Origin of the sequence: Bradyrhizobium yuanmingense, assembly GCF_025200905.1 — a bacterium.
Classification (GTDB): Bacteria; Pseudomonadota; Alphaproteobacteria; order Rhizobiales; family Xanthobacteraceae; genus Bradyrhizobium; species Bradyrhizobium yuanmingense.
Map to the genome: position 1 here is coordinate 742,454 of NZ_CP104173.1, position 23,890 is coordinate 766,343.

General features: G+C 65.2%; 23 protein-coding genes. 16 read left to right on the forward strand and 7 right to left on the reverse strand.

Annotated elements, in window-relative coordinates:
- Positions 1–148: 148 nt before the first annotated feature.
- On the reverse strand, positions 149–1,069 hold the full coding sequence (locus tag N2605_RS03570) for a LysR substrate-binding domain-containing protein (protein ID WP_225151129.1): 921 nt from the start codon (positions 1,067–1,069) through the stop codon (positions 149–151).
- Between the two features lie 125 nt (positions 1,070–1,194).
- Between N2605_RS03570 and N2605_RS03575 the strand changes: the two genes are divergently transcribed.
- From N2605_RS03575 to mdlC, 4 genes are all read left to right on the forward strand, one after another.
- Positions 1,195–2,364 carry an acyl-CoA dehydrogenase family protein gene (locus N2605_RS03575; protein ID WP_057027777.1) on the forward strand — a complete coding sequence of 390 codons (1,170 nt, stop codon included), beginning with the start codon at positions 1,195–1,197 and terminating at the stop codon, positions 2,362–2,364.
- Positions 2,365–2,374: 10 nt separating this feature from the next.
- Positions 2,375–3,475, forward strand: a complete 1,101-nt coding sequence (locus tag N2605_RS03580; protein WP_036028624.1) for a CaiB/BaiF CoA transferase family protein — start codon at positions 2,375–2,377, stop codon at positions 3,473–3,475.
- Positions 3,476–3,490: 15 nt separating this feature from the next.
- Positions 3,491–4,342 carry an HTD2 family dehydratase gene (locus N2605_RS03585; protein ID WP_074447725.1) on the forward strand — a complete coding sequence of 284 codons (852 nt, stop codon included), beginning with the start codon at positions 3,491–3,493 and terminating at the stop codon, positions 4,340–4,342.
- Between the two features lie 148 nt (positions 4,343–4,490).
- Positions 4,491–6,113 (forward strand): benzoylformate decarboxylase, encoded by a 1,623-nt coding sequence (mdlC, locus tag N2605_RS03590; protein ID WP_260345849.1) that lies wholly within the window; start codon positions 4,491–4,493, stop codon positions 6,111–6,113.
- Positions 6,114–6,209: 96 nt separating this feature from the next.
- Here mdlC and N2605_RS03595 read toward each other — a convergent pair whose 3' ends face one another.
- Positions 6,210–6,986, reverse strand: coding sequence for an SDR family NAD(P)-dependent oxidoreductase (locus tag N2605_RS03595; RefSeq protein WP_260345850.1), 777 nt, complete (start codon positions 6,984–6,986; stop codon positions 6,210–6,212).
- Between the two features lie 76 nt (positions 6,987–7,062).
- On the opposite strand from N2605_RS03595, the gene N2605_RS03600 reads away from it, so the two are divergent.
- A complete protein-coding gene (locus N2605_RS03600; protein WP_109145220.1) occupies positions 7,063–7,521 on the forward strand; it encodes a MarR family winged helix-turn-helix transcriptional regulator in 459 nt (152 codons plus the stop codon).
- 163 nt (positions 7,522–7,684) lie between these two features.
- Here the strand turns inward: N2605_RS03600 and N2605_RS03605 are convergent, their stop codons facing one another.
- Together N2605_RS03605 and trhA are read right to left on the reverse strand one after the other, a co-directional pair.
- A complete protein-coding gene (locus N2605_RS03605; RefSeq protein ID WP_036009739.1) occupies positions 7,685–8,479 on the reverse strand; it encodes an SDR family oxidoreductase in 795 nt (264 codons plus the stop codon).
- 44 nt (positions 8,480–8,523) lie between these two features.
- Positions 8,524–9,219 (reverse strand): PAQR family membrane homeostasis protein TrhA, encoded by a 696-nt coding sequence (trhA, locus tag N2605_RS03610; protein WP_036009743.1) that lies wholly within the window; start codon positions 9,217–9,219, stop codon positions 8,524–8,526.
- 185 nt (positions 9,220–9,404) lie between these two features.
- Between trhA and N2605_RS03615 the strand changes: the two genes are divergently transcribed.
- Together N2605_RS03615 and N2605_RS03620 are read left to right on the forward strand one after the other, a co-directional pair.
- A complete protein-coding gene (locus N2605_RS03615; protein WP_260345851.1) occupies positions 9,405–10,874 on the forward strand; it encodes a YcjX family GTP-binding protein in 1,470 nt (489 codons plus the stop codon).
- A complete protein-coding gene (locus N2605_RS03620) occupies positions 10,871–11,899 on the forward strand; it encodes a YcjF family protein (RefSeq protein ID WP_225151753.1) in 1,029 nt (342 codons plus the stop codon). The genes N2605_RS03615 and N2605_RS03620 overlap by 4 nt, the downstream gene beginning before the upstream one ends.
- A gap of 19 nt (positions 11,900–11,918) precedes the next feature.
- Here N2605_RS03620 and N2605_RS03625 read toward each other — a convergent pair whose 3' ends face one another.
- Together N2605_RS03625 and N2605_RS03630 are read right to left on the reverse strand one after the other, a co-directional pair.
- Positions 11,919–12,734, reverse strand: a complete 816-nt coding sequence (locus tag N2605_RS03625; protein WP_225113924.1) for a DUF2927 domain-containing protein — start codon at positions 12,732–12,734, stop codon at positions 11,919–11,921.
- Positions 12,735–12,805: 71 nt separating this feature from the next.
- Positions 12,806–13,384, reverse strand: coding sequence for a L,D-transpeptidase (locus tag N2605_RS03630; RefSeq protein WP_036009766.1), 579 nt, complete (start codon positions 13,382–13,384; stop codon positions 12,806–12,808).
- A 258-nt stretch (positions 13,385–13,642) separates the two neighbouring features.
- Here N2605_RS03630 and N2605_RS03635 point away from each other — a divergent pair, with 258 nt between their 5' ends.
- The 6 genes from N2605_RS03635 to N2605_RS03660 all read left to right on the forward strand — a co-directional run bounded on the left by N2605_RS03635 (position 13,643) and on the right by N2605_RS03660 (position 18,353).
- The gene (locus N2605_RS03635; RefSeq protein ID WP_036036084.1) at positions 13,643–15,190 is read left to right on the forward strand and encodes an acetolactate synthase large subunit; all 1,548 of its coding nucleotides are present in this window, start codon (positions 13,643–13,645) and stop codon (positions 15,188–15,190) included.
- A 152-nt stretch (positions 15,191–15,342) separates the two neighbouring features.
- A complete protein-coding gene (locus N2605_RS03640) occupies positions 15,343–15,861 on the forward strand; it encodes a hypothetical protein (RefSeq protein ID WP_036009755.1) in 519 nt (172 codons plus the stop codon).
- Between the two features lie 176 nt (positions 15,862–16,037).
- Positions 16,038–16,376: a hypothetical protein gene (locus N2605_RS03645; RefSeq protein ID WP_128266570.1), complete on the forward strand. Its 339-nt coding sequence runs from the start codon at positions 16,038–16,040 to the stop codon at positions 16,374–16,376.
- 136 nt (positions 16,377–16,512) lie between these two features.
- Complete coding sequence (locus N2605_RS03650) at positions 16,513–17,016, forward strand: hypothetical protein (protein ID WP_260345852.1); 504 nt, start codon at positions 16,513–16,515, stop codon at positions 17,014–17,016.
- 55 nt (positions 17,017–17,071) lie between these two features.
- Positions 17,072–17,554 carry a transcription elongation factor GreA gene (gene greA, locus N2605_RS03655; RefSeq protein ID WP_036009784.1) on the forward strand — a complete coding sequence of 161 codons (483 nt, stop codon included), beginning with the start codon at positions 17,072–17,074 and terminating at the stop codon, positions 17,552–17,554.
- Positions 17,555–17,678: 124 nt separating this feature from the next.
- Positions 17,679–18,353: an SNARE-associated domain-containing protein gene (locus N2605_RS03660; RefSeq protein WP_225126682.1), complete on the forward strand. Its 675-nt coding sequence runs from the start codon at positions 17,679–17,681 to the stop codon at positions 18,351–18,353.
- A 48-nt stretch (positions 18,354–18,401) separates the two neighbouring features.
- Here N2605_RS03660 and N2605_RS03665 read toward each other — a convergent pair whose 3' ends face one another.
- Positions 18,402–19,175: an SDR family NAD(P)-dependent oxidoreductase gene (locus tag N2605_RS03665; protein ID WP_260345854.1), complete on the reverse strand. Its 774-nt coding sequence runs from the start codon at positions 19,173–19,175 to the stop codon at positions 18,402–18,404.
- Positions 19,176–19,463: 288 nt separating this feature from the next.
- On the opposite strand from N2605_RS03665, the gene N2605_RS03670 reads away from it, so the two are divergent.
- The 3 genes from N2605_RS03670 (at position 19,464) to N2605_RS03680 (ending at position 23,858) form a co-directional block, all read left to right on the forward strand.
- Positions 19,464–22,496 (forward strand): GAF domain-containing protein, encoded by a 3,033-nt coding sequence (locus tag N2605_RS03670; protein ID WP_036009805.1) that lies wholly within the window; start codon positions 19,464–19,466, stop codon positions 22,494–22,496.
- 14 nt (positions 22,497–22,510) lie between these two features.
- The gene (locus N2605_RS03675) at positions 22,511–22,900 is read left to right on the forward strand and encodes a response regulator (RefSeq protein ID WP_036009791.1); all 390 of its coding nucleotides are present in this window, start codon (positions 22,511–22,513) and stop codon (positions 22,898–22,900) included.
- Positions 22,901–23,018: 118 nt separating this feature from the next.
- Positions 23,019–23,858 carry a universal stress protein gene (locus N2605_RS03680; RefSeq protein ID WP_036009793.1) on the forward strand — a complete coding sequence of 280 codons (840 nt, stop codon included), beginning with the start codon at positions 23,019–23,021 and terminating at the stop codon, positions 23,856–23,858.
- Positions 23,859–23,890: the final 32 nt, after the last annotated feature.

The window sequence follows — 23,890 nt, forward strand, 5'->3', positions numbered from 1 at the left end:
CTGCGCTCGCAATGACGGGGTCCTGGACACACCTGCTCGTCACGCCCGCACCGGCAGGCACGGCACTCCCCAGCTATAAAATTCCGGCATGACAGCTCGCGCCAGATGCGAAGGCACGACCGCGCGCGGCTGTTCTACCACACGCCATCTAACTCAGCTTGATGTCCCACACGCCGTCCTTGCGGCAGGCGGCGACCTCCTCGCGCAGCAGCGCGGTGATGGCGAGCGAGGCCGTCGAGGCCGGGCGGTCGATTGGAGAGGCAAAAATGAGCTCGCGCGTCATCGGCTTGGATACCGGTGCGGTTTCCAGCCGCCCGTCCGCGACCTCGCCGTGGACAGAGGACGGCGGCAGCAGCGCGAAGCCGAGGCCCTCCTCGACCAGGCTCGTCAGCACGCGGAAGGAGTCCGCTTCCAGCTGGACGTCGAGCTTGATCTTGCGCTGGGCCGCAGCGTGCTCGATCAGCGCCCGAAGGCCGTGGGAATGAGAGGGCAGCACCAGCCGTTGCCGCAGCAGCCAGCCGATGTCGACGCTCTTCTTGCGCGCCAAGCCGCAGCCGCGCGGACCGACCGCGACGATGTTGTCGCGCCCCAGGCTCTGCACGTTGAGATGCAGGTCGGCCGAGCGGCCGTAGAGGATGGCGAGATCCATCTCGCCGCGATGCAGCCATTCGACCAGATGCCCGCTGTAGCTCTCGACGATGCGCAGCGAGATGCCGGGAAATTTTTCGACACAGCGCCGTGCAAAGCGCGCCGACAGCACGCAGCTCACGGTCGGAACCAGGCCGAGCACGACCTGGCCGGACGGCGGCCCCTTGGCCGACTGGATGTCGTCGCGGATCTGGTCGATCTGCCGCACGATGCCGGAGGTGCGTGCGAGCAGCAGGCGGCCGGCCTCGGTCAGCACCATGCCGCGGCCGTTGCGCGTGAAGAGTTCGGTGCGCAGCTCGTGTTCCAGGAGCTTGATCTGCCTGGAGAGCGCCGGCTGCGCCACGCGCAACGTGTCGGAGGCCTTGGACAGGCTGCCGAGCTCCGCCACGCAACTGAAGGTCCTGAGCTGCCGGAAATCCATGCTTGCCAATCCTGGAAGGCTACTCCATACGCTATAACAAATGAGCATAGGGGGCGGGCATTGTTTTCACAACGCCCGTGGGTTGGCCGGCGTTATCTTAACTGCCGCTGAGAATTGGAAACGCCATGAGTCAAGAACACCACACCGAAGATTACGCCGACATCCGCGAGGCCGTAGCCAAGCTCTGCGCGCAGTTCCCGGGCGAATATTGGCGCAAGCTCGACCGCGAGATGGCCTACCCCAAGGCGTTCGTCGATGCGCTGACCGAGGCCGGCTATCTCTCGGTGCTGATCCCCGAGGAATATGGCGGCGCGGGCCTGAAGCTGTCGGCGGCCGCCGCGATCCTGGAAGAGATCCAGCGCGCGGGCTGCAACGGCGGCGGCTGCCATGCCCAGATGTACACGATGGGCACGGTGCTCAGGCACGGCAATGCCGAGCAGAAGGCAAAATACCTGCCGAAAATCGCGAGCGGCGAGTTGCGCCTGCAGGCGTTCGGCGTCACCGAGCCGACCAGCGGCACCGACACCTCCTCGCTGAAGACGTTCGCGCGCAAGGACGGCAACGACAGCTACATCGTCAACGGCCAGAAGATCTGGACCAGCCGCGCCGAGCATTCCGATCTGATGGTGCTGCTGGCGCGCACCACGCCGAAGGACCAGGTCAAGAAGCGCACCGACGGCCTGTCGGTGTTCATCGTCGACATGCGCGAGGCCAAGAACAACGGTCTCGAGATCCGCCCGATCCGCACCATGATGAACCACGCCACCACCGAAGTGTTCTTCACCGACATGAGGGTGCCGGCGGAGAATCTGATCGGCGAGGAAGGCAAGGGCTTTCGCTACATCCTCTCCGGCATGAATGCCGAGCGCATCCTGATCGCGGCCGAATGCGTCGGCGACGCCAAGTGGTTCATCGCGAAGGCGACGAACTACGCCAAGGAGCGCGCCGTGTTCGGCCGGCCGATCGGCCAGAATCAAGGCATCCAGTTTCCGATCGCCAAGGCCTACGCCTCGATGCGCGCGGCCGAGCTGATGGTGAAGGAAGCCACGCGCAAATACGAGGCCGGGCTCGATTGCGGCGCGGAGGCCAACATGGCCAAGATGCTGGCGGCGGATGCGTCCTGGGAAGCGGCGAATGCCTGCATCCAGACCCATGGCGGCTTCGGCTTTGCTGAGGAATACGACGTCGAGCGCAAGTTCCGCGAGACGCGGCTGTACCAGGTGGCGCCGATCTCGACCAACCTCGTCCTGTCCTTCGTCGCCGAGCACGTGCTCGGCATGCCGCGCTCGTACTGAGGCCGCAGCCATGGGAGCACTTGACGGGATCAGGGTGATTGCGGTCGAGCAGGCGGTGGCGGCGCCGTTCTGCTCCTCGCGCCTGGCGGATGCCGGCGCGGAGGTAATCAAGATCGAGCGGCCCGAAGGCGATTTCGCCCGCGGCTATGACGCTGCGGCCAAGGGCCAGAGCAGCTATTTCGTCTGGCTCAATCGCGGCAAGCAATCGGCGGTGGTCGATCTCACCACGAAGGAAGGCCGCGCCGAGCTGGAGAAGCTGATCGCGAGTGCCGACGTGCTGATCCAGAACCTGAAACCCGGCTCGATGGACAAGCTCGGCTTCTCGCGCGAGCGGCTCTTGAAGGACTATCCCAAGCTGATCTCGTGCACCATCACCGGCTATGGTGACGAAGGTCCCTATGCTCATCGCAAGGCCTATGATCTGCTGATCCAGGCCGAGAGCGGCCTCGCCTCGATCACCGGCAATCCCGACGGCGCCTCGCGCGTCGGCATGTCGATCGTGGACGTCGCGACCGGCGCCACCGCGCATGCCGCAATCCTGGAGGCACTGATCGCGCGCGGGCGCACCGGCAAGGGCGCCGACATCCGCATCTCCATGTTCGACGTGATGGCGGACTGGTGCACCGTGCCGCTGCTCAACGCCGAAGCCGGCAATCCGCCCAAGCGCATGGGCCTGCGCCATCCCTCGATCGCGCCTTACGGCGTGTTCACCTCCAAGGACGGCAAGGACATCCTGATCTCGATCCAGAGCGAACGCGAGTGGAAGACGCTGTGCGCGAAGGTGCTGGATCAGCCGGACCTGCCGGCCGATCCCCGCGTCGCCAACATGGTCGAGCGCGTGCGCAACCGCGACTTCACCGACGCGACGGTGGCCGACATCTTCGGCAGGATGACGCGCGACGAGCTGTTGAAGCGGCTGTCGGACGCGGACATCGCATTCGCCGAGGTCAACACCATGGCCGACCTCGCCAACCATCCGCATCTGCGTCGTATCGAGGTCGACACGCCGAACGGCCGCGTCAGCTATCCCGCGCCGGCGCCGATCATCGTCGGCGAAACGCGCAGCTACGGCGCCGTGCCCGCGATCGGCGAGCGTCCCCAGTCCAAATAAAGAGAGCGAGGCGTCATGACCGAGAAGCTCGACATCGATCATCTCAGGCAATGGATCGGCCGCAGCCAGGAGGCCACCGACATCGTCACCGCGCAGCTTGTGAAGGGCCTGCGCGCGACATTGTTCCAGGAGGTCGGCGAGCCCAAGACGGGCGATGCTGCGCCGTTCACGGTGCATTGGTGCCTGGCGCAGCCGGTGTTCCCGATGTCGATGCTCGGGCCCGACGGCCACCCGACCCGCGGCGGCTTCCTGCCGCCGGTGCCGCTGCCGCGCCGGATGTGGGCCGGCGGCGAGATCGAGTTCTTGCAGCCCTTGCGCGTCGGCGATGAATCGACGCGGACTTCGCGCATTGCCGACGTGCAGGTGAAATCAGGATCGACCGGCACGCTGTGCTTCGTCTCGGTCGAGCATAGCATCTCCTCGCCGAGGGGCACGGCGATCCGCGAGCGGCAGGACATCGTCTATCGCGAGATGACCGGCGGCGCGCCGGCTGGCGGCAAGGCGTCGCCTCCGCCGCCGCAGGCGCAGCATCGCGAAACGCATGTGTCCGATCCCGTGCTGCTGTTCCGCTACTCCGCGCTGACCTTCAACGGCCACCGCATCCATTACGACCGCGACTACGTCACTGAGGTCGAGGGCTATCCGGGCCTGATCTTCCACGGTCCACTACAGGCAGCGCTGATCGTCGAGATGGCGGCCAAGCTTCGTGGCGGCAAGGCGCCGAAGAAGTTTTCGTATCGCGGCGTGCAGCCGCTATTCGAAGGCACGGAGTTCTCGGTCAACGCCAACGAGACTGAGGCGGGCATGGAGCTGTGGACCGCGAACGCGGAGGGGCAGCCGACGATGAAGGGCACGGCGGTGTGGTGAGCCACCACTGTTTCTTCCCGTCATTGCGAGCGTAGCGAAGCAATCCAGAATCCCTCCGCGGAGATAATCTGGATTGCTTCGTCGCTTCGCTCCTCGCAATGACGGGGTGAGGCTGCTACCCTCAATCAACAACACGGGGACGGAAACCATGGCCAGGAACGGCAAGACCGGCAGCAAGCCCGTCACCGTGAAGCAGGCGACGCTCAACCTTCTGCGCGCCTTCGGCATCGACAGGGTGTTCGGCAACCCTGGTTCGACCGAACTGCCGTTCCTGAGCGACTGGCCCGACGATATCGACTACGTGCTGGCGCTGCAGGAGGCTTCCGCCGTCGGCATGGCCGATGGTTATGCGCAGGCGACGCGCAATGCCGGCTTCGTCAACCTGCATTCGGCGGCCGGCGTCGGCAACGCGCTCGGCAACATCTACACCGCGCATCGCAACCAGACCCCGCTAGTGATCACCGCAGGCCAACAGTCGCGCTCGATCCTGCCCTTGCAGGCGTTTCTCTATGCCGAGCGCGCCTCCGAGTTTCCGCGACCTTATGTGAAATACAGCGTCGAGCCGGCAAGGCCGGAGGACGTGCCCGCCGCGATCGCGCGGGCCTATTACACCGCGATGCAGCCGCCGTGCGGGCCGACCTTCGTGTCGATCCCGATCGACGACTGGGCCCATGCCTGCGCGCCGGTCGAGGCGCGCAGGGTCAGCCGCGAGATCGGCCCTGAGCTGGAGCCGATGAAGGCGCTGGTTGCGGCGCTCGCCTCAAGCAAACACCCCGCGCTCGTCGTCGGCCCGGGCGTCGATCGCGCCGGCGCGGTGGATCTGATGGTGCGCGTCGCCGAGAAGAGCAAGGCGAGCGTCTGGGTTAGCCCGTTCTCGGCACGCTGCTCGTTCCCCGAGAGGCATCCGCAATTCGCAGGCTTTCTGCACGCCTCGCCGGCGCAGTTGTCCGATGCGCTGCGCGAGCACGATGTCGTCGTCGTCATCGGCGCGCCGGTGTTCACCTTCCATGTCGAGGGCCATGCCGCGATCTTCGACCGCGGCGCGACCATCTTCCAGATCACGGATGACGCGGATGCCGCCGCAGTGACGCCATCGGGCACCAGCATCATCGCGACGATGAAGCCGGCGCTCGGCCTGCTGCTCGACCTGCTGCCGGAGAGCAAGCGCGCGGCGCCAAAAGGCCGCACACTGCCGCCGGCGCCGCAGCCCGCCGATCCGCTGCCGGTCGAATTCCTGCTGCATTCGCTGTCGCAGGCAATGCCGGATGATGCATCACTTGTCGAGGAAGTGCCCTCGCACCGGCCGGCGATGCAAAAATTCCTGCCGATGCGCGGCCAGGACAGTTTCTACACCATGTCGAGCGGCGGTCTCGGCTATTCTCTGCCCGCCGCCGTCGGTATGGCGCTCGGCAAGCCGAAGCAGCGCACGGTGTGCCTGATCGGCGACGGCTCGGCGATGTATTCGATCCAGGCGCTCTGGACCGCCGTGCAGCGCAAGCTGCCGCTCACCGTCGTGGTCATCAACAATTCCGGCTACGGCGCGATGCGCTCGTTCAGCCAGGTCATGCAGGTGCGCAACGTGCCGGGGCTGGAGCTGCCGGGGATCGATTTCGTCCGGCTTGCCGAGGGCATGGGCTGTCATGCGGTGCGGGTGACGAAGGCCGCGGAGCTGGGCGAAGCGCTGAAGCGCGGCATGGCGTATGCGGGCACGAGCCTCGTTGAGGTCGTCGTGGATTCCGCAGTGCCTGTGCTGTACGGGCAGAAGCATTGACCGTGTCGTAGCCCGGATGGAGCGCAGCGTCATCCGGGAATCCTGCCACAGGCGAGTCGGCCCTGGATTGCGCTGCGCTCCATCCAGGCTACGACATCACGACGCCAAAAAACCTCCGTCGGCCGCGAGCACATGCCCGACGACATACGACGACGCATCCGACGACAGCCACACCACGGCCTCGGCGACCTCCTCCGGGCTGCCCATCCGCCGCAGCGGCAGGCCTGCGCTGACCGTCGCCACATCGCCGACGCCGGCGCGCAGCATCATGTCTGTGACGACGCGGCCGGGCGCGATCGCATTGATGCGAATGCCGCGCGGCGCGTTCTCCATCGCCGCCGAGCGCGTCAGCGAGATCGCGGCGGCCTTTGAGGCCGAGTAGAGCGAAAAGCCTGGATTGGGATTGCGCACCCCGCTGACGGAGGTGTTGACGACGATGCTGCCGCGCCCCTGCGCCAGCATCGCCGGCAATTGATGGCGCAGGCAGAGGAACAGCGCGCGGACATTGGTGTCGAACACGCTGTCGTAGATCTCCGTGCCCTGCTCCTCCAGCGGCGCGCGGCGCTCCTGGAAGCCGGCATTGTTGAAGGCAACGTCGAGCCGGCCGCAGCGCCCGACGGCTGTGCCGACGAGGCGCGCGACCTCGTCTTCCTCAGTGATGTCGGTCTGAAGCGCGATCGCCTCCGTGCCGAGCCCGCGGCACGCGGCGGCGGTGGCCTCGATCTCGGCCTCGCGCCGGCCGGCGACGACGATCGCTTCCGCCCCTTCGGCCGCCATCCTCAGCGCCGTTGCGCGCCCGATGCCGCTGCCGCCGCCCGTGATCAGGCAGACCTTGCCGCTCATGCGCTGACCGGTCGGCAAGGCTTCGCTCATGGTCCACTCCAAACACTTGCGCGCGCCGTTGCGCCCATATAGTTGTATGATACAACTATATGGGTCGAGTCAAGCCATGGCCGAGCTTTCGCTGATTGACGACATCCGCGCCGCCTCGCGCCTGATGGTGCGCGAACTCGGCTTCATGGACGCCACGGTGGCGGCCTCGGGCTATCCGCCCTCGGCGGTCCACACCATCCTGGAGATCGGCATTCGTGGCCCCATGACGTCGGGCGAGCTCGGCGATTTCCTGCGGCTGGAGAAATCCAGCGTCAGCCGTCTGGTGCGCAAGCTGATCGATTGCGGCGAGCTCAAGGAGACGCCGGACGAGGCGGATGCGCGCAGCAAGCTGCTGTCGCTGACGGCGAAGGGCCGGCGCACGCTGGAGGCCCTCCACGCGTTCGGCCGGCAGCAGGTCCGCGGCGCGCTGGCGGCGCTGACGCCGGCCGAGCAGCGCACGGTGTGCGAGGGCATGATGCTCTATGCGCAGGCGCTGCGCGCGAGCCGGGTGGGGGAGACGGTGGCGGTGGTGTGATGCGCGAGGTTGCTGAAGCTGCTTCTACACGCTCGGTGTCATCGCCCGCGAAGGCGGGCGATCCAGTACTCTGAGACGGTTGTGGTTGAGCCGACAGGGGCGGCATACTGGATGCCCCGCCTCCGCGGGGCATGACAGCGTCTAGCGTGGGAGCACCTAACGGTCACTTCCCGAACTCCTCCCGCATCTTCGCCTGGATCTTGGCCATGCCGCCGATCCAGCGGTCGTAATTCTCGGTCTTCTTGCGCATGTAGCCGAGCACTTGCGGGTGCGGCAGGATCAGGAATGTCTCCTGCTCGAGGCCGGCGAGCACGTCTTTCGCCACTTGCTCGGGCGTCAGGTCGCCGTCGCCGGATTGCGGGCCCTTGGGAATCGAGCGCAGCATGTTGGTGTCGACACCCTGCGGACACAGGATCGAGACCTTGATGTTGTGGGCCTTGTGCGAGATCGCGAGATTCTCGGCAAAACCGACCGCCGCGTGCTTCGTCGTCGAATAGGCCGGGCTGCCGACCTGCGACAGCAGGCCCGCGGCCGAGATGGTGTTGAGGAAATAGCCGCCGCCGCGCGCCCTCATCCGAGGGACGAGATGCCGCGCCGCATAGACATGCGCCATGACGTGGATCGCCCAGCTGCGCTGCCAAGGCTCGTCGGAAGCGCCACCGGCGTTCTCCGACATTGGATCGAAGCCGCCGCCGATGCCGGCGTTGGAACAGAACAGCGCGATCGGGCCGAACTGCCGCTCGGTCTCCTCGATGACGTGGACGATGTCCTTTTCCTGCGCGACGTCGCATTTGAACGCGGCGCCATCGACCATGGCCGCGACCGCTCGCGCATTGGCCGCGTCCATGTCCGCGACCACGACCTTGGCCGCACCCGCATTGTGAAAGGCCTCGCACAGCGCCTTGCCGATGCCGTTTGCGCCGCCCGTGACGACCACGACCTTGCCGGTCACCTGCATGCGACGTCTCCTCTCGTCTTCTTATACCGCTTCGCGGAAACTTCTCAGCTCAACACGAGGTCGAGCACCGCGGTATAATGACATGCCGCGCCGGCCAAGACAAAGCCGTGCCAGATCGCATTCTGAAAGCGCAGCCGCCGCCAGGCGTGGAAGATCACGCCGAAGCTGTAGAGCAGGCCGCCGGCAAGAATGAAGCCCAGCACCAGCGTGGGCAACGCCCTGACCACGGCATCGTAGAGCATCATGCCGCTCCAGCCCATCGCGAGATAGATGCCGACCGAGACGCGGTCGAACCGGCCGGGATAGAGCAGCTTCAGCACGATGCCGAGGATTGCGACGCACCAGACGCCGGCCAGCAGCACCAACGCGAACACGCTGTCCTTCAGCTCCAGGATGAACGGCGTGTAGGTCGCGGCGATCAAGAGATAGATCGCGGAATGGTCGAAGCGGCGCAGCAGCCATTTGGCCGGCGAGACCGGCCAGAGATTATAGGTCGCCGACAGCACCAGCATCGAGAGCAGGCCGGCGACATAGACGGAGACGCCGACGATGTCGGTGGCGTCGGCATAGACCGCCGTCAGCACCACCAGCACCGTCGCGGCAATGATGCCCGCGAGCACGCCGATCCCGTGGACGATGCCGTCGGCGATCAGCTCGGCGCGATCGTAGTCCCAGCCGATCGCGTCGGCTGCGGCGTGGACGGAAGAGGATGCAAGCTGCTTCAACTGGAAGACGGTCATGGCAATCCGCAAAGGCTCGAGGCAATGCCCTCTCGATGGGTGTTTCAGGACCGGCGGGTCGTTCAAACGGCTGATTTGCCGAGAAAGGCGGTGGAAGTATGAAAGCTTGAATTTCTTCAGGCAATTGCCACTTTTGTGACTAATCCGTTTTGCGTATCCCTCGCCCGAGATCCCCTCACGTTCATATGGCATTCAGTTTCCAGGATATGGTCGAGGAAGCGCGGCTGTCGGCGCGGGCGCTGATCGACTATGGCGAGCACTTCTTCAACCCGACGGTGCGGCTTGGTGTCACCGGTCTGTCGCGCGCCGGTAAGACCGTATTCATCACCGCGCTGATCCATGGACTGACGCGCGGAGGCCGGTTTCCGGTGTTCGAGGCCTACGCCTCGGGCCGGATCGCGCGGGCGCACCTGGCGCCGCAGCCGGACGATGCCGTGCCGCGCTTTGCCTATGAGAACCATCTGCGCGCGCTGATCGAGGAACGGCGCTGGCCGAGCTCGACCGTGGATATCAGCGAGCTCAGGCTCGTGATCGACTACCAGCGCCCGAACGGCGCCGACCGCACGCTGACGCTCGACATCGTCGACTATCCCGGCGAATGGCTGCTGGACCTGCCGCTGCTGCACAAGAGCTACGAGCAATGGTCGGCGGAGAGCCTGGCGCTTTCGCGCGAGGCGCCGCGCGCGCATCTCGCAGCCGAGTGGCACAGTCATCTCGCAACGCTCAAGCCCGAAGCGCGCGAGGACGAGCAGGCGACGCTGACGGCCGCAAAGCTCTTCACCGACTATCTGCGCGCCTGCCGCGACGAGCGGTTTGCGATGAGCCTGTTGCCGCCCGGTCGCTTCCTGATGCCCGGCAATCTCGCCGATACGCCGGCGCTGACCTTTGCGCCGCTGGACGTGCCTGCGGGCGGGCAGGCGGGTGAGGGATCGCTGTGGGCGATGATGGTGCGGCGCTTCGAAGCTTACAAGGACGTCGTGGTGCGGCCGTTCTTCCGCGATCATTTCGCGCGGCTCGACCGTCAGATTGTGCTGGCCGATGCGCTCGCCGCGTTCAACTCCGGCCCCGAGGCGCTGCACGATCTCGAAGCCGCGCTCGCCGGCATTCTCGACTGCTTCAACACCGGCCGCAGCACGATCCTCTCCAGCCTGTTCCGGCCGCGCATCGACCGCATCCTGTTCGCGGCGACCAAGGCGGATCATCTGCATCATTCCAGCCACGACCGGCTCGAGGCGGTGCTGCGCCGCGCCGTCTCGCGCGCGGTCGCGCGCGCGGAAAACACCGGCGCGGCGATCGACGTCGTCGCGCTCGCCGCCGTGCGCGCCACGCGCGAAGCGCAGGTGGCGCATGGCCGTGACAAGCTGCCGTCGATCCTGGGAACACCCGCCGCAGGCGAAAGCGCCGGCGGCGAGTTCTTCGACGGCAACACCGAGGTTGCGACCTTTCCGGGCGATCTGCCGCTCGATCCCGAGCCGCTGTTCAATGGGACGGATGCGTTCCGCGGGCTCGCGTCGGAGGCGGCCGGGAACAGCGATTTCCGCTTCCTGCGCTTCCGCCCGCCGAAGCTCGAACGCGAGGGTGCCGACGAGCCGACGCTGCCACACATCCGCCTCGACCGTGCCTTGCAGTTCCTGATCGGAGACAAGCTGTCATGACCGAGCGATCCAAGCCACGGCGGCCGGCGACGTTCCGGCTCGACGATCCCGGCGTCGTCGTCGCCGAGGCCGACGAGACCGGCCGTCTCGGTCGCGCCACCATCCAGATCACGCCGGAGCCCGATCCGGCGATGCTGCCGGTGCCGGTGCAAGCCGCGGTCCCGGCGCGGCGCGGCTTTCCCTGGGGCACGCTGTTCTGGTCGGGGCTCGCCGGATTGACGCTGCTCGGCACCGGGCTCGGCGTGGTCCATCTGATCGAGGATCTGTTCGCGCGCAACGAGACGCTCGGTTTCGTCGGGCTTGCCTTCGCCGCCGTCACCGCGCTGGCGCTCGCGGTGGTGATCGGACGCGAGGCGTTCGGCCTCGCGCGTCTTGCGACCATCGAGAAGCTGCACCAACGCGCAGCTTCCGTGCTGGCCAGCGACGATCGCAAGGAGAGCCGCGTCATCGTCCAGGACCTGCTCAAGATCGCGCACCAGAATCCGCAGCTGGCGCGCGCCCGAGCGACGCTGGAGAGCCACGCCGGCGAGATCATCGACGGCGCCGACATGATCCGTCTCGCCGAGCGCGAGCTGATGTCGCCGCTGGACGCCGAGGCGCGGCGGCTGGTGTCGTCAGCGGCGCAAAAGGTCTCGATCGTGACGGCGGTGAGCCCGCGCGCCGCCATCGACGTGCTGTTCGTGTTCGTGGCGGCGCTGCGCCTGATCCGCCAGCTCGCTTATCTCTATGGCGGCCGCCCAGGCGCGCTCGGCATGATCCGCCTGCTTCGCCACGTCATCGCCCATCTCGCCATCACCGGCGGCATGGCTGCGAGCGACAGCCTGGTGCAGCAGATGCTCGGCCACGGCATCGCGGCGAAGCTGTCGCAGCGCTTGGGTGAAGGCGTGCTGAACGGGCTGCTGACCGCGCGGCTGGGATTGGCCGCGATCGATGTGACGCGGCCGCTGCCGTTCGCGGCCCTGCCGCCGCCGAAGCTGTCGGATCTGGCGACGGATCTGCTGCGGAAGAAAGACGCCGACGAGTAGATCGCTCCCTTAGACCGCCTCACTCCTTCAGATTATTCGCCCGCTTCACCCAGGCGCGCACGTCCTTGAGGACGGCGGGAAGCACGGTCTTGACCTCCGCTACCGTCATGCCCGCCTTGATGCGGGGATCGTACAGCAGGTTGAGGATGTACTGGTCGTAGACGTCGAAATAGCCCATCGAGACGTTGTCGTTGAACATGGTCCAGGGCACGCTCGTGGTGTCGTTGATCGGCCCGAGCGATTGCAGCAGCTCCTCATAGGCGCAATCGAGGAAGGTGAAATCGCCGTTGTCGACGGTGAGGATGACGTCGGAATGCTCGATCTCGAAATTGTCGTTCTTGCGGAAGCCGGACAGGCATTGCGGATCGAGCGAGGAGCGGATCTCGCGCGCCTTCTCGGCGCCGTAGAAGCTCGAGATGGTGCGGAAGAGATCGCGGTCGCGCACCAGCTTCACGCGCACATTCGCCGCCTCGTTGGTGTCGATCATGGCGATGTCGAGATGCTGCACGCGCTTGCCGATGTCAGCCACGACCTTGGCGAGCTGCGTCTTGCGATCCTCGCGGTCGCTCTCGGCGTAGACGCGTACCGGCCCGTCGAACTTGCGGATGCGGTCGACGCGGCCGGCAAGATGGTATTCGGCGCCGAATGCCGTCTTCAGGAAGCCTTCAATGATCTCGCCGTCGGTGAAGCTCTTCTTCTCGGCGCGCTGGCGCGAGGACACCGCGGGCAGCTCGGCGGCGGCAGCCATGGGTGCGATGTCAGGCGCGCAGGCGAGCGTCGCGAGGGCCAGCAGGGCGAAGCGAAAGCCGGGCGAGGGCGGGACGAATGCGCTCATCGTGCTGTGACGCTGCCGCATTCGCCCCGCGTGCACAAGAGCGCAAATTCACGCGCCGCGCGGGTTCCTGGTCAGTTGTTCAGCACCACCACCGGGGTGCCGATCGAGACGCGGCTATAGAGGTCGGTGACGTCGTCGTTGGTCATGCGGAAGCAGCCCGAGGAGACGGCCTGACCGATCGTCTCCGGCTCGTTGGAGCCGTGGATGCGGTACAGCGTCGAGCCCAGATACATGGCGCGGGCGCCGAGCGGGTTGTCGATGCCGCCCTTCATGTGGCGCGGCAGGTCCGGCCGGCGCGCCAGCATCTGCGAGGGCGGCGTCCAGTCCGGCCATTCCCTCTTGGCGGTGATCCTGTGCACCCCGGCCCAGCGGAAGCCGTCGCGGCCGACGCCGATGCCGTAGCGCAGCGCCTGCCCGTTCCCGAGCACCAAATAGAGCCGCCGCTCGGCGGTGTTCACCACGACGGTGCCCGGGGCGTAGCTGCCGTTATACATGACGGTGGTGCGGGGGATCGGGCTCGCGCCGCCGCGGCCGATATAGCTGGTGGAACTGGTGCCCGTGAAGTCTATCATCCCCGTCGCGGACGCGTCGGCTGCGCCAGCCAGCAGCAGCGCCATTGCGGCCATCGGTGCGGCAAAAAACCGGATCATCATCTCCCCCAGAAAAAATCGATTCAACCGGACCCAGAGGCCATATTTGCGCACGTTTCGCAAGCCACGGGCCCGTGAGGGCCGCATCGTTAACGACTGACGTTACCAAATCGCAACTGCGCCAATTTGCTGGAAAGCGTTAGCCAAATCCGCGCGTCGTCGCGCGGGGCAGGGCCGCAATGCCCGCTATTGCTTTGACGGGCCGCGCGAACAATGATTGACCGAACGGATCACTGGCCGGTTGCGGGAGCAGACAGAATGAACGGTGCGGAAAGCCTGGTGCGGACGATGGTCAAGGGCGGGGTGGACGTCTGCTTCACCAACCCCGGCACCTCCGAGATGCATTTCGTCGCGGCGCTCGACCGTGTCCCCGGCATGCGCTGCGTGCTCGGCCTGTTCGAAGGCGTGGTGACGGGCGCGGCCGACGGCTATTTCCGCATGAAGGGCACGCCGGCCTCGACCCTGCTGCATCTCGGCCCCGGCCTCGCCAACGGCCTTGCCAATCTGCACAATGCCAAGAAGGCCAATTCCGGCATCGTCAACATCGTCGGCCAGCACGCCGTCTACCACATCGGCTACAACGCGCCGCTGACCTCCGACATCGAGGGCCTGGCCCGGCCGATGTCGTCCTGGGTCCGCACCTCGCCGGATGCCAAATCGGTCGCCGCGGACGGCGCCGCCGCCATTGCCGCCGCGAAAAGTGCGCCGCCGCAGATCGCGACCCTGATCCTGCCCGCCGACACCGCCTGGAACGAGGCCGACGGCATCGCCGAGGTTCCGGCCGAGCAGCAGCGCGCCAGCTATTCGCCGCAGGCGGTCGAGCAGGCCGCAAAGATCCTGCATGGCGACGGCGAAGGCACGCTGCTCCTGATGACCGGCAGCGCGCTGAGCGCGCAGGGTCTGGCGCTGGCCGAGCGCATCGCCGGCAAGACCGGCTGCACCGTGATGGGCCCGACCTTCCGTCCGAAGATGGCGCGCGGCCGTGGCCGTTTCTCGATCGACCGCATCCATTACGTCATCGATCAAGCCCTGCCGATGCTGGCGAAATTCCGTCACATCGTGCTGGTCGAGTCCGACGACCCCGTGGCGTTCTTCGCCTATCCGAACAAGCCGAGCATGCTCAAGCCGCAGGGCTGCGAGGTGCATCGCATGACCTCCTGGGGCGAGAATTCGGTCGCCGCGCTCGAGGCACTCGCCGGCGCCGTGAAGGCCAGCGCCAGGGACGTCAAGCCGCAGGCTCTGGCTGAGCTGGTCAAGCCGACCGGCGCGCTCACCTTCGCCTCGATCGCGCAGGCCATTGCCTGTGCGATCCCCGAGAACGCGATCATGGTCGACGAATCCCTCACCACCGGCCGCGGCTTCTTCCCGCCGACGGCGGCGGCCGCCCCGCACGACTGGCTGCAGAACATGGGCGGCTCGATCGGCTTCTCGACGCCGCTGTCGATCGGTGCCGCGATCGCCTGCCCGGACCGCAAGGTGATCACCATGGTCGGCGACGGCAGCGCGATGTACACGATCCAGTCGCTGTGGACCCAGGCACGCGAGAACCTCGACATCGTCACCATCGTGTTCGCCAACCGCATCTACCAGATCCTGCGCGGCGAGTTCGACAATGTCGGCGCCGGCGAGCCCGGCCAGCGCGCCAACGACATGCTCCGCCTCGACCGCCCGACCCTGGACTTCGTGGCGCTGGCCAAGGGCATGGGCGTGCCCGGCCGCGCCGTCACCAACGCCGACGAGTTCAACAAGGCGCTGGCAGAGGCCGTCGCCGAGCCCGGCCCGCGCCTGATCGAAGTTCAGATGTAGACCGGACCGATTGCGCCGCGAATTCCGGTCTCATGTAGCCCGGATGGAGCGTAGCGTAATCCGGGGCTGGTGTGTTTTGCGAGAGTCCCGGATTGCGCTACGCTTCATCCGGGCTACCAACTTGGCGCGCACGTGATGGGCCCGGAGGCACGATGCAGACCGAGCTGAATAAGGTGATCGCGGCTGTCAGGGACTTCTACGCCCACGAGGGCTTCCTGTTCGAGAAGGACGTCGGCGAGCGGGCGGTCACGCACCGTTTCGCCGTGCATCTGGAGAAGCAGTTCTCGGGCTGGTCGGTCGACTGCAACTACGACCGGCTCGGCGAGCGCACGCTGCATCTGCCGCACGGCACCATCATCTCGACCGACGACCATCTCGGCAAGTCGATCTACCCCGATGTCGTCGTGCATCAGCGCGAGATCCCGAACAATCTGCTCGCCGTGGAGATCCGCAAGGCGAGCAACCACACGCCGCTCGATCACGACCAGCACAAGCTGCGGGCGCTGACCGACGTCCATGTCTGGTTTCCCTATTGGATCGGCCTGCTCCTGGTGCTGGACAGGCAACATGTGACGATGTCGGAGGTCTATGTCAGCGGTGCCGTCGACGAGCCGCTGTCACGCTGGTTCGCCTCGCGACTGGAGGAGACCGGCCGCGCAGCTCGCGCATAGCCGAGCGCGCCATTGCGCACCTGCGCACGCTGCGAGGTCGTGAAGGCAGACCATGCCGGGAGTGTGACCCCCACCACAGTTCCGGCGTGCGATCGGGCCTATCGTGGGCGGACTTGCACGCGTCGATGCCGGAGGCCTACGCTGGCTCATTCGGATCAGGCATTTTGGAGGTTCTGATGCAGAAATCATATTTGCTGGCTGCGACGGCAGCGCTGATGCTCATGATGCAATCGCCGCTCGCGCTGGCGCAGGGCGCGCCGGCCGCGGGCGGAACCGCTGCGCCTGCCGCGACAAGCACTGCGCCGGCTGCGACGACCACAGCGCCAAGTGCGACCACCGACACGTCCAGCCAGCCCACTGACGGCAAGAAGAGCGCGTCGAAGAAGCCGGCGAAGAAGAAGATGACCCGCCAGCAGGAGATCGACCATTCGGTCGACACCGGCACCGTGCCGGCGCGCTATCGCAGCTCGGTGCCCAAGCGGTACCACCAATACATTCCGTTCGCTAAGCAGTAACGGATCGCACCGTGGCGCGACGTGATCGAACGTGGTGCCGCCGATCATTCGGCGGCGTCCGGCCCTCCATTGCGCCACATCGCCGGTGGCGGTCTGCGCGAGCGGTGCTAGAGTAGGCCGAAGCCCGGGGGGAATGATGAGCGACGAGGTGAAGGATGCCGGCCTTGTGGCCATGATCAGCAGCATCCTGGGAGGCAACAAGCGCGCAGACCCTGCTGCACCGCCTCCGCTCGCCGAGGTCCCGCCGATCGTGCCGGCGGATCCCGTGGAGCCGGCCGCGACGTCCAGGTCCGAGTCCAAGTCCGAGTCCGGATCCGATGCGGCCGAAGCCGAGAGCGCGCCCGATGCCGCAGCGGCGGCCGCCGAGCCGGCCGAGCCGCCCGCGCAAATCGCAACCACGCGGGACGGCAAGCGGCTGCTGCCGGCGGAGGCGATCGCCGATCTCGTGCTCGGCGAGCTGCGCAAGCTGGACAACTTCCCGAGTTCCGGCGTCTCGGTCACGGTCTACGGTTACCGGCACTGGAACGCGATGCTCACTTTCGCGCCGTTCTCCACCAGTTTCCAGAACGCAACCCGGTTCCGCCAAGCCGTGCCGGACCTCGTCTTCAAGCTCCGCCGTTTCGTCGAACTTGAGATATAATCTCGGTCGTCGGCGCCATGGCGTCGCAAGCGAAACAGTTCGACAGGATCTTCAATTGAGCGTCGCCTTCACCAAGGAAGAGAGCGCCGAAACCGCGTCCGAGACGCTGTTGCCGGACCGCCCGATCTCGCCGCATCCGAACCTCGTGACGGAAGCAGGCTTCAACGCATTGCAGGCGCAGCTCGCCGAAGCGCGGGCGGCCTATGAAGCCGCGCAAGCCATCGAGGACGTCAACGAGAAGCGACGGCAGTCCGCCGTGCCCCTGCGCGATCTCCGCTATCTCACGGAACGCTTGCGTACGGCGCAGGTGATGCCCGATCCTGTCGCGACCGAAATCGTTGCGTTCGGCAGCACCGTGAGCTTCAGCCGCGCTGACGGCCGCGTCCAGACCTACCGCATCGTCGGCGAGGACGAAGCCGATCCCAAGGCCGGCTCGATCTCGTTCGTCGCGCCCGTCGCGAGGTCGCTGATGGGCAAGGCGGTCGGCGACGTCGTCGGTTCAGGTGCGCAGGAGATCGAGATCCTGTCGATTGCGTAGGGGTGCGCAAGCCGAGGTGAGTTGCGTGGCAAAGAGCGCCATCGACAGCCTCAATCCCATTCGCCTAAAGCAGATCCGGAACAGCGCGAGGCCGTCGTCTCCGCCAAACGAAGTTGATGATTGGATGAGACGGTTTTTGTCTGGAGCCTTGCCGTTCTATGCGCTGGCGGGCCTCGCCATGTGCATGTACCTCGTTCTCTACAGGACGAGCCTGTTCGACCTGAACGCCATCGTCCATGGCGCGGCCGGGTCGGCATGGTTTCCAGCCTTCATGTTCGCCTGCGTGCTGGTGGAAGCGGTCTTCCCGTATTTCGGCTATTTTCCCGGCACCGCCCTCATCCTGATGTCCGTGGCGCTCAGTCCGAAGGCCGTGGATGGCTCCGTCTTCCTCGCGGCGTGGCTCGCCATCATCCTGGGCGCCGTTCTCAGCTATGGACAAGCGCGTTTCTTCAGGCCGTTTCTGCAGCGGGTGGCCTCGAAGGCGGCCTTGCGCCGATGCGAGTCCCTGTTCGACGCCTATGGCCGCTATGCGCGCATTGCCTTGTTCGTTCATCCCAACGCCTGTTCGATGTATTTCACGGCCCTCGGACTGCTCGGCCGCAGCCTGACGCGCGAGCTCGCTTATCTCTGCGTGGGTGCCGCGGCCGCAGTGGGCATTCTGTTCGTCATCGTATCCCGGCTGGTGTCGTCCATCGGCCCCACCGACAACGGCGAATTGCAGGTGCTGCTGGCAGCCGCGCTGGTCGCCATGGGGACACTGATCGGTCTCTACACGGCCTGGCGGCCGAAGGCCGCCTGAAGCCTGCTTCGTCATTGCGAGTCTGCAATGACAACGAATCGTTGTGCGTCACTCCTCCGGCAGCTCGACGCCCGTCAGCTCGGTCAATTTGCCGATGAGCCGGTCCTGAAACCTCGGATCGGTCGCCTCACGGGCCGGCTCTTGCTGCTCGAGATGATGCCAATAGCGGCCGCTCACGAGGGCCGCAGGATCCTCGCTGACTGCCAGCCAGGTCTGGGTCCGTTGCCCGGTGTCGATATCGACAGGGGCGCCCGCGCCTCCCATCTTCGTGCGCACCCAACCGGGATCGACGGCGTTGCAGAGGACGTTGGGCCACCGCCGCGCCAGCGCGTAGGCGAGCGCGACGACGTGCAGCTTGCTCTCGGCATAGGCCGTGGCGGCGTTCCAGGCCCGCTTGGTCCAATCGAGGTCGTCGAGCGAGCCCTCTCCGCCGCGGTGCAATCCGCTGCTGAGATAAATCAATCGAGCGGGCCGCGCGATCAGAGCCGTCAGCATGAACGGCGCAAGCGTGTTGATGGCCAGCGTCTCGGCATGGCCTTCCGGCGTCGCGCCGCGGCTCGGCCGCGTGTAGACGCCGGCATTGTGAATGACCGCATCCATGCGCCCGATCGCGTTGACCTGGTCGGCGATGCTCCGCGTCTCCCCCGCGCTCCTGAGATCGCCGATCACCAATCCCTTCGCACGCGAAGTGAGGCCGCCGAGAGCCGCGGCACGATCGGCTGAACGCGCGTGCAGCACCACGCGGTGCCCCTGATCGAGCAGCGATTGGGCCGCCGCCCGGCCGAGGCCATCGGTGCTGCCGGTGATGAATATGGTCGCCATGGGACTCTCCTAGGTGTTTCGGGACGCAATCTACGGCGCTCGCGGCACGTGGGTCCCGCGATCCCCCTGCCGCCAGCACCAGGCGGACCCGAGGTAAATCGGCCTCCAGCGGCATTGTGTGAAACTTGCCGCTTCGGTCGATCACGAGGACGAATTGACGCGTAGTCGATCGAAAATCAACTCACGGTATGTCTGGTCGGAAGCACCTGATGGTGAAATAATTCCCGGCGCTTTCTTGATTAAATTTTGACGTCGGCCGCGAACCGGCTGCCGACACGGATTTTCATCATGGCCGCGCTTCCTCAGGGCGTTGTGGCGGAATTGCAGCAGGAGAACGCGCGGCTCCTGGCCGAGTTGCGCGCCGCACAAGATCGCGAGACCGCCACCGCGGACATTCTCAAGATCATTGCCAGCTCGCCATCGGAGGTGAAGCCGGTATTCGATGCAATCGCGAGGCGCGCAAATGCCTTGCTCGGCGGCTTTTCGACGACCGTATTCCGCTTCATCGACGGCAATGCCCACTTGGCGGCGTTCACGCCGACGAATTCTGCCGCCGATGAAGCTTTGAAGAAGATGTTTCCGCGTCCGATCACCGATTTCGAGAGTTTTGCGAGGACACAGGCGGGCAAGGTGGTGCCGACCCCCGATACGGAAGCGTTGACGAACGAGATCAAATTCATCGCGCGCGCCCGCGGCTTTCGCAGCATGTTGTTCGTTCCGCTCGCGACTGGCGGCGTGGTGATCGGCATGATCAGCGTCACGCGGGCAGAGCCGGGGGCCTTCGCTCCGCATCACGTGCAGCTTCTGCAGACCTTCGCCGACCAGGCCGTCATCGCCATAGAGAACGTGCGGCTGTTCGACGAGGTGCAGGCGCGTACCGACGACTTGCGGGAATCGCTGCAGCAGCAGACCGCGACCGCCGATGTGTTGAAAGTCATCAGTCGCTCCGCGTTCGATTTGCAAACGGTTCTCGACACGCTGACGGAATCGGCGGCGTCGCTGTGTGGGGCCGACATGGCGGCAATCCTCCGGCAGGACGCCGATGGCTCCTTCTATCACGCAACTCGGTACAATTTCTCGCCGGAGTGGGCCAAGGTCTCGGCGGGCGTTCGGCTCAATGCTGGACGCGGTAGCCTCGTTGGGCGCGTCCTGCTGTGCGGCAAGGCTGTTCAGATTCCGGATGTCCTGGCCGATCCCGACTATGCCTATCCCGAGCAACAGAGGGCCGGCGGTTACCGCACCCTTCTGGGCGTACCCCTGCTGCGGTCCGGAGAAGTGATCGGCGTGCTATTCCTGGGCCGCAAGACCGCGAACTCGTTCACGGACAAGCAGATCGACCTGGTCTCCACTTTCGCTGATCAGGCCGTGATCGCGATTGAGAATGTGCGGCTGTTCGATGAGGTCCAGGCGAAGACGCGCGATCTCGCCGAATCGCTCCAGCAGCAAACTGCGACCGCCGACGTGCTGAAGGTGATCAGCCGCTCGACCTTCGACCTGCAAACCGTGCTCGACACGCTGGTCGATTCGGCGGCACGGCTGTGCGAGGCGGAGATGGCCTTCATCATGCGCCGCGAGGGCGATGAATATCAGGCCGGAGCAGCGGTCGGGTTTTCCGAGGACTACATTGCCTTTCTGCGGGCTCATCCGATCGCTCCCGGCCGGGGCACGGTCACGGGTCGAGCCGTCCTCGAACGCCGTCCGGTGCAAATCCTCGACGTCGCTGCCGATCCCGAATACGGCCTGGAGGCGTCGATCACGATCGCTGGTCAGCGCACGGCGCTCGGTGTTCCCCTTCTGCGCGAAAATGAGCCGATCGGCGCGATCGTGGTCGCCCGCAAGCGCGTGCAGCCCTTCACCGAAAAGCAGATCGAACTCGTCGCCACCTTTGCCGACCAGGCGGTGATCGCCATTGGCAATGTGCGTCTGTTCGAGCAATTGAATGAATCGCTGGCGCGGCAGACGGCAACGTCGGAGGTGCTGGAGATCATAAGCGCTTCATCGGGCGCGCTCGCTCCGGTCTTCCACAAGATGCTGGAGAATGCGACGCGAATTTGCGGCGCCGGCTTTGGCACCATGAATCTGTACGAGGAGGGCGGCTTTCGCACGGTCGCATTGCACAACGCGCCGCAAGCTTATGTCGATACCCGGCTCTACCAGAACATTCGCCCACATCCCGCGAGCGGGCTCGGCACCGTCGAGAAGAGTCATCAGACCGTTCATATCGACGACATCAGGACGCAGCCGCCCTATATCGAAGGCAACCCCAATGTTCGCGCGCTCGCTGACCTTGCCGGCGCAAGGACCCTCGTCATCGTTCCCATGCTCAAGGAAGATGAGCTGATTGGCACGATCACGATCTTCCGCCAGGAAGTGAAACCCTTCACAGACAAGCAGATCGAGCTCGTGTCCAACTTCGCACACCAGGGCGTGATCGCGATCGAGAATGCACGCCTGCTGAATGAACTGCGCGAGCGCACCATGGAATTGTCGCAATCGCTCGAGGAATTGCGAAATACGCAGGATCGGCTGGTCCAGACCGAGAAGCTTGCCTCGCTCGGGCAACTCACCGCCGGCATTGCGCACGAGATCAAGAACCCGCTCAATTTCGTCAACAATTTTGCTGCGCTGTCCTCCGAACTGACCGACGAGCTCGGCGACGCGCTGCGCTCAGCCGGCCTCGGCGAGGTGGAAAGGCAGGACATCGACGCGCTGATCCACATGCTGCAAGGTAACCTGGAAAAGATCGTGCAGCACGGAACGCGCGCCGATTCCATTGTCAAGAATATGCTTCTGCACTCCCGCGAGGGGTCCGGCGAACGCCGCGCGGCGGAGATCAACGCCATCCTCGAAGAAAGTCTCAACCTGGCCTATCACGGAGCCCGCGCTGAAAGAGCCGGCTTCAATATCACGCTTGAAAGGAAACTCGATCCGTCTGCGGGAGCCCTCGAGCTGTATCCGCAGGAAATCACGCGGGTGTTCCTCAATCTGGTTTCAAACGGTTTCTACGCGGCCAGCAAACAAAAGGAGGTCGTCGGTGACGGCTTCGAGCCAAGACTGCGTGCGACGACCACAGACCTCGGCGGCGCCGTCGAAATTCGCATTCGCGACAATGGCACCGGCATCCCGGCCGACGTCAGAGAGAAGATATTCAATCCATTCTTCACGACCAAGCCGGCCGGCGAAGGAACTGGCCTTGGGCTTTCGATCTGCCACGACATCATCGTGAAGCAGCACGGCGGCAGCATCGAGGTCGATACCGAGCCGGGCGAATATACCGAGTTCATTATTACGCTGCCGCGTACGCGGGCGGCACCATTGTAGAGCGGAGGCAGAAATTGAGCGTCTATATCATGGTGGTCGACGACGAGCCCGATGTCGAGGCGCTGTTCCGCCAGCAGTTTCGGCGCGATCTGCGCGCCGGTCGTTTTCTGATGGAGTTTGTATCCTCGGCGCCCCTGGCATTGCAGCGCGCGGCCGAGATTGCGGATGCCACCCTGATTCTGATCCTGTCCGACATCAACATGCCCGGAATGAGCGGACTGGAGATGCTGCCTATCGTGCGCTCGGCCCGCCCCGATGTACCGGTTATCATGATCACGGCCTACGGTGATGCCGAGACCAAGCGCAAGGCGCTGGAGAAGGGCGCCGCCGACCTGTTGACCAAGCCAATCGACTTCGCCGCGCTGCGCCAGGAGATCGATGCGAGGCTTGAGCAGGCCGCATGATTGCAACCGTTGACGGTGGCAAACCAGAGCGGCTCGCAAAGTGAAGCTGTTGCAGACGCCGCCCCAATTGAGAGCATGCATCCACCGTCAATCTTCGTCAGAAAATCGGAGATTCGAAATGAAGACGCTCCTGGTCCCGCTTCAGAATATTCCGATGATGACAGCTACGCTCGCTGTGGCCGTAGGCCTAGCGCGTCGCTCCGGCGCCTATATCGAAGGCTTTCCACTCCGGTTCGGCATCCCTCAATATGCGGCCGCCGAATTGGCCACCGGCATTCTCCTGGACACGTATCAAGTGAAGAGCGAAGCCGAACTGAACGACATGCGCAACTTTTTCGAAGCATTCATGCTGAAGCATGATGTTCCCCGCGCCACCGCAGGGTCGAACCCGCCATGCTTCGGCTGGCTGGAGACCGCGCCTGAGGGCGAAGACTTTGTCGGAAGTTATGGGCGCGCTTTCGATCTGATCGTGATGGCGCGGTCTGACATTGATGCGGTGGGCCCTCACCGCCGCGCGATTGAGTCCGCGCTGTTTGAGAGCGGCAGGCCCGTTCTACTGGCGCCGTCGAATGGACCAAGAAGCGTCGCAACAAACATTATGATCCACTGGAACGGGAGTACCGAGCAAGCTCGGGCAAACGCATTTGCCATGCCGTTGCTTCGTCTGGCCGAAAGGGTATCGATCCTAACCGTTGTCGGCGGCCAAGCGGTGCCAGGACCGTCTGCCGGTCAGATCGCTCGGCAACTCCAATACAATGGCATTGCGGCCAGCTTGATCAGCGTTGAGCTGGACGGGCGCGAAACTGGTGAGGCGGTCCTCGATGCCGCCAGGGCACACGGTTGCGATCTATTGATCAAAGGAGCCTTCACCCGCACGCGGCTACGGCAGATGATATTCGGTGGAGCGACCAGCTATATCATGGAGCACGCGGATATCTCCGTCCTTATGGCTCACTAGCGCGCAAAAGGCCTGGTTTTATCGCCATTGGT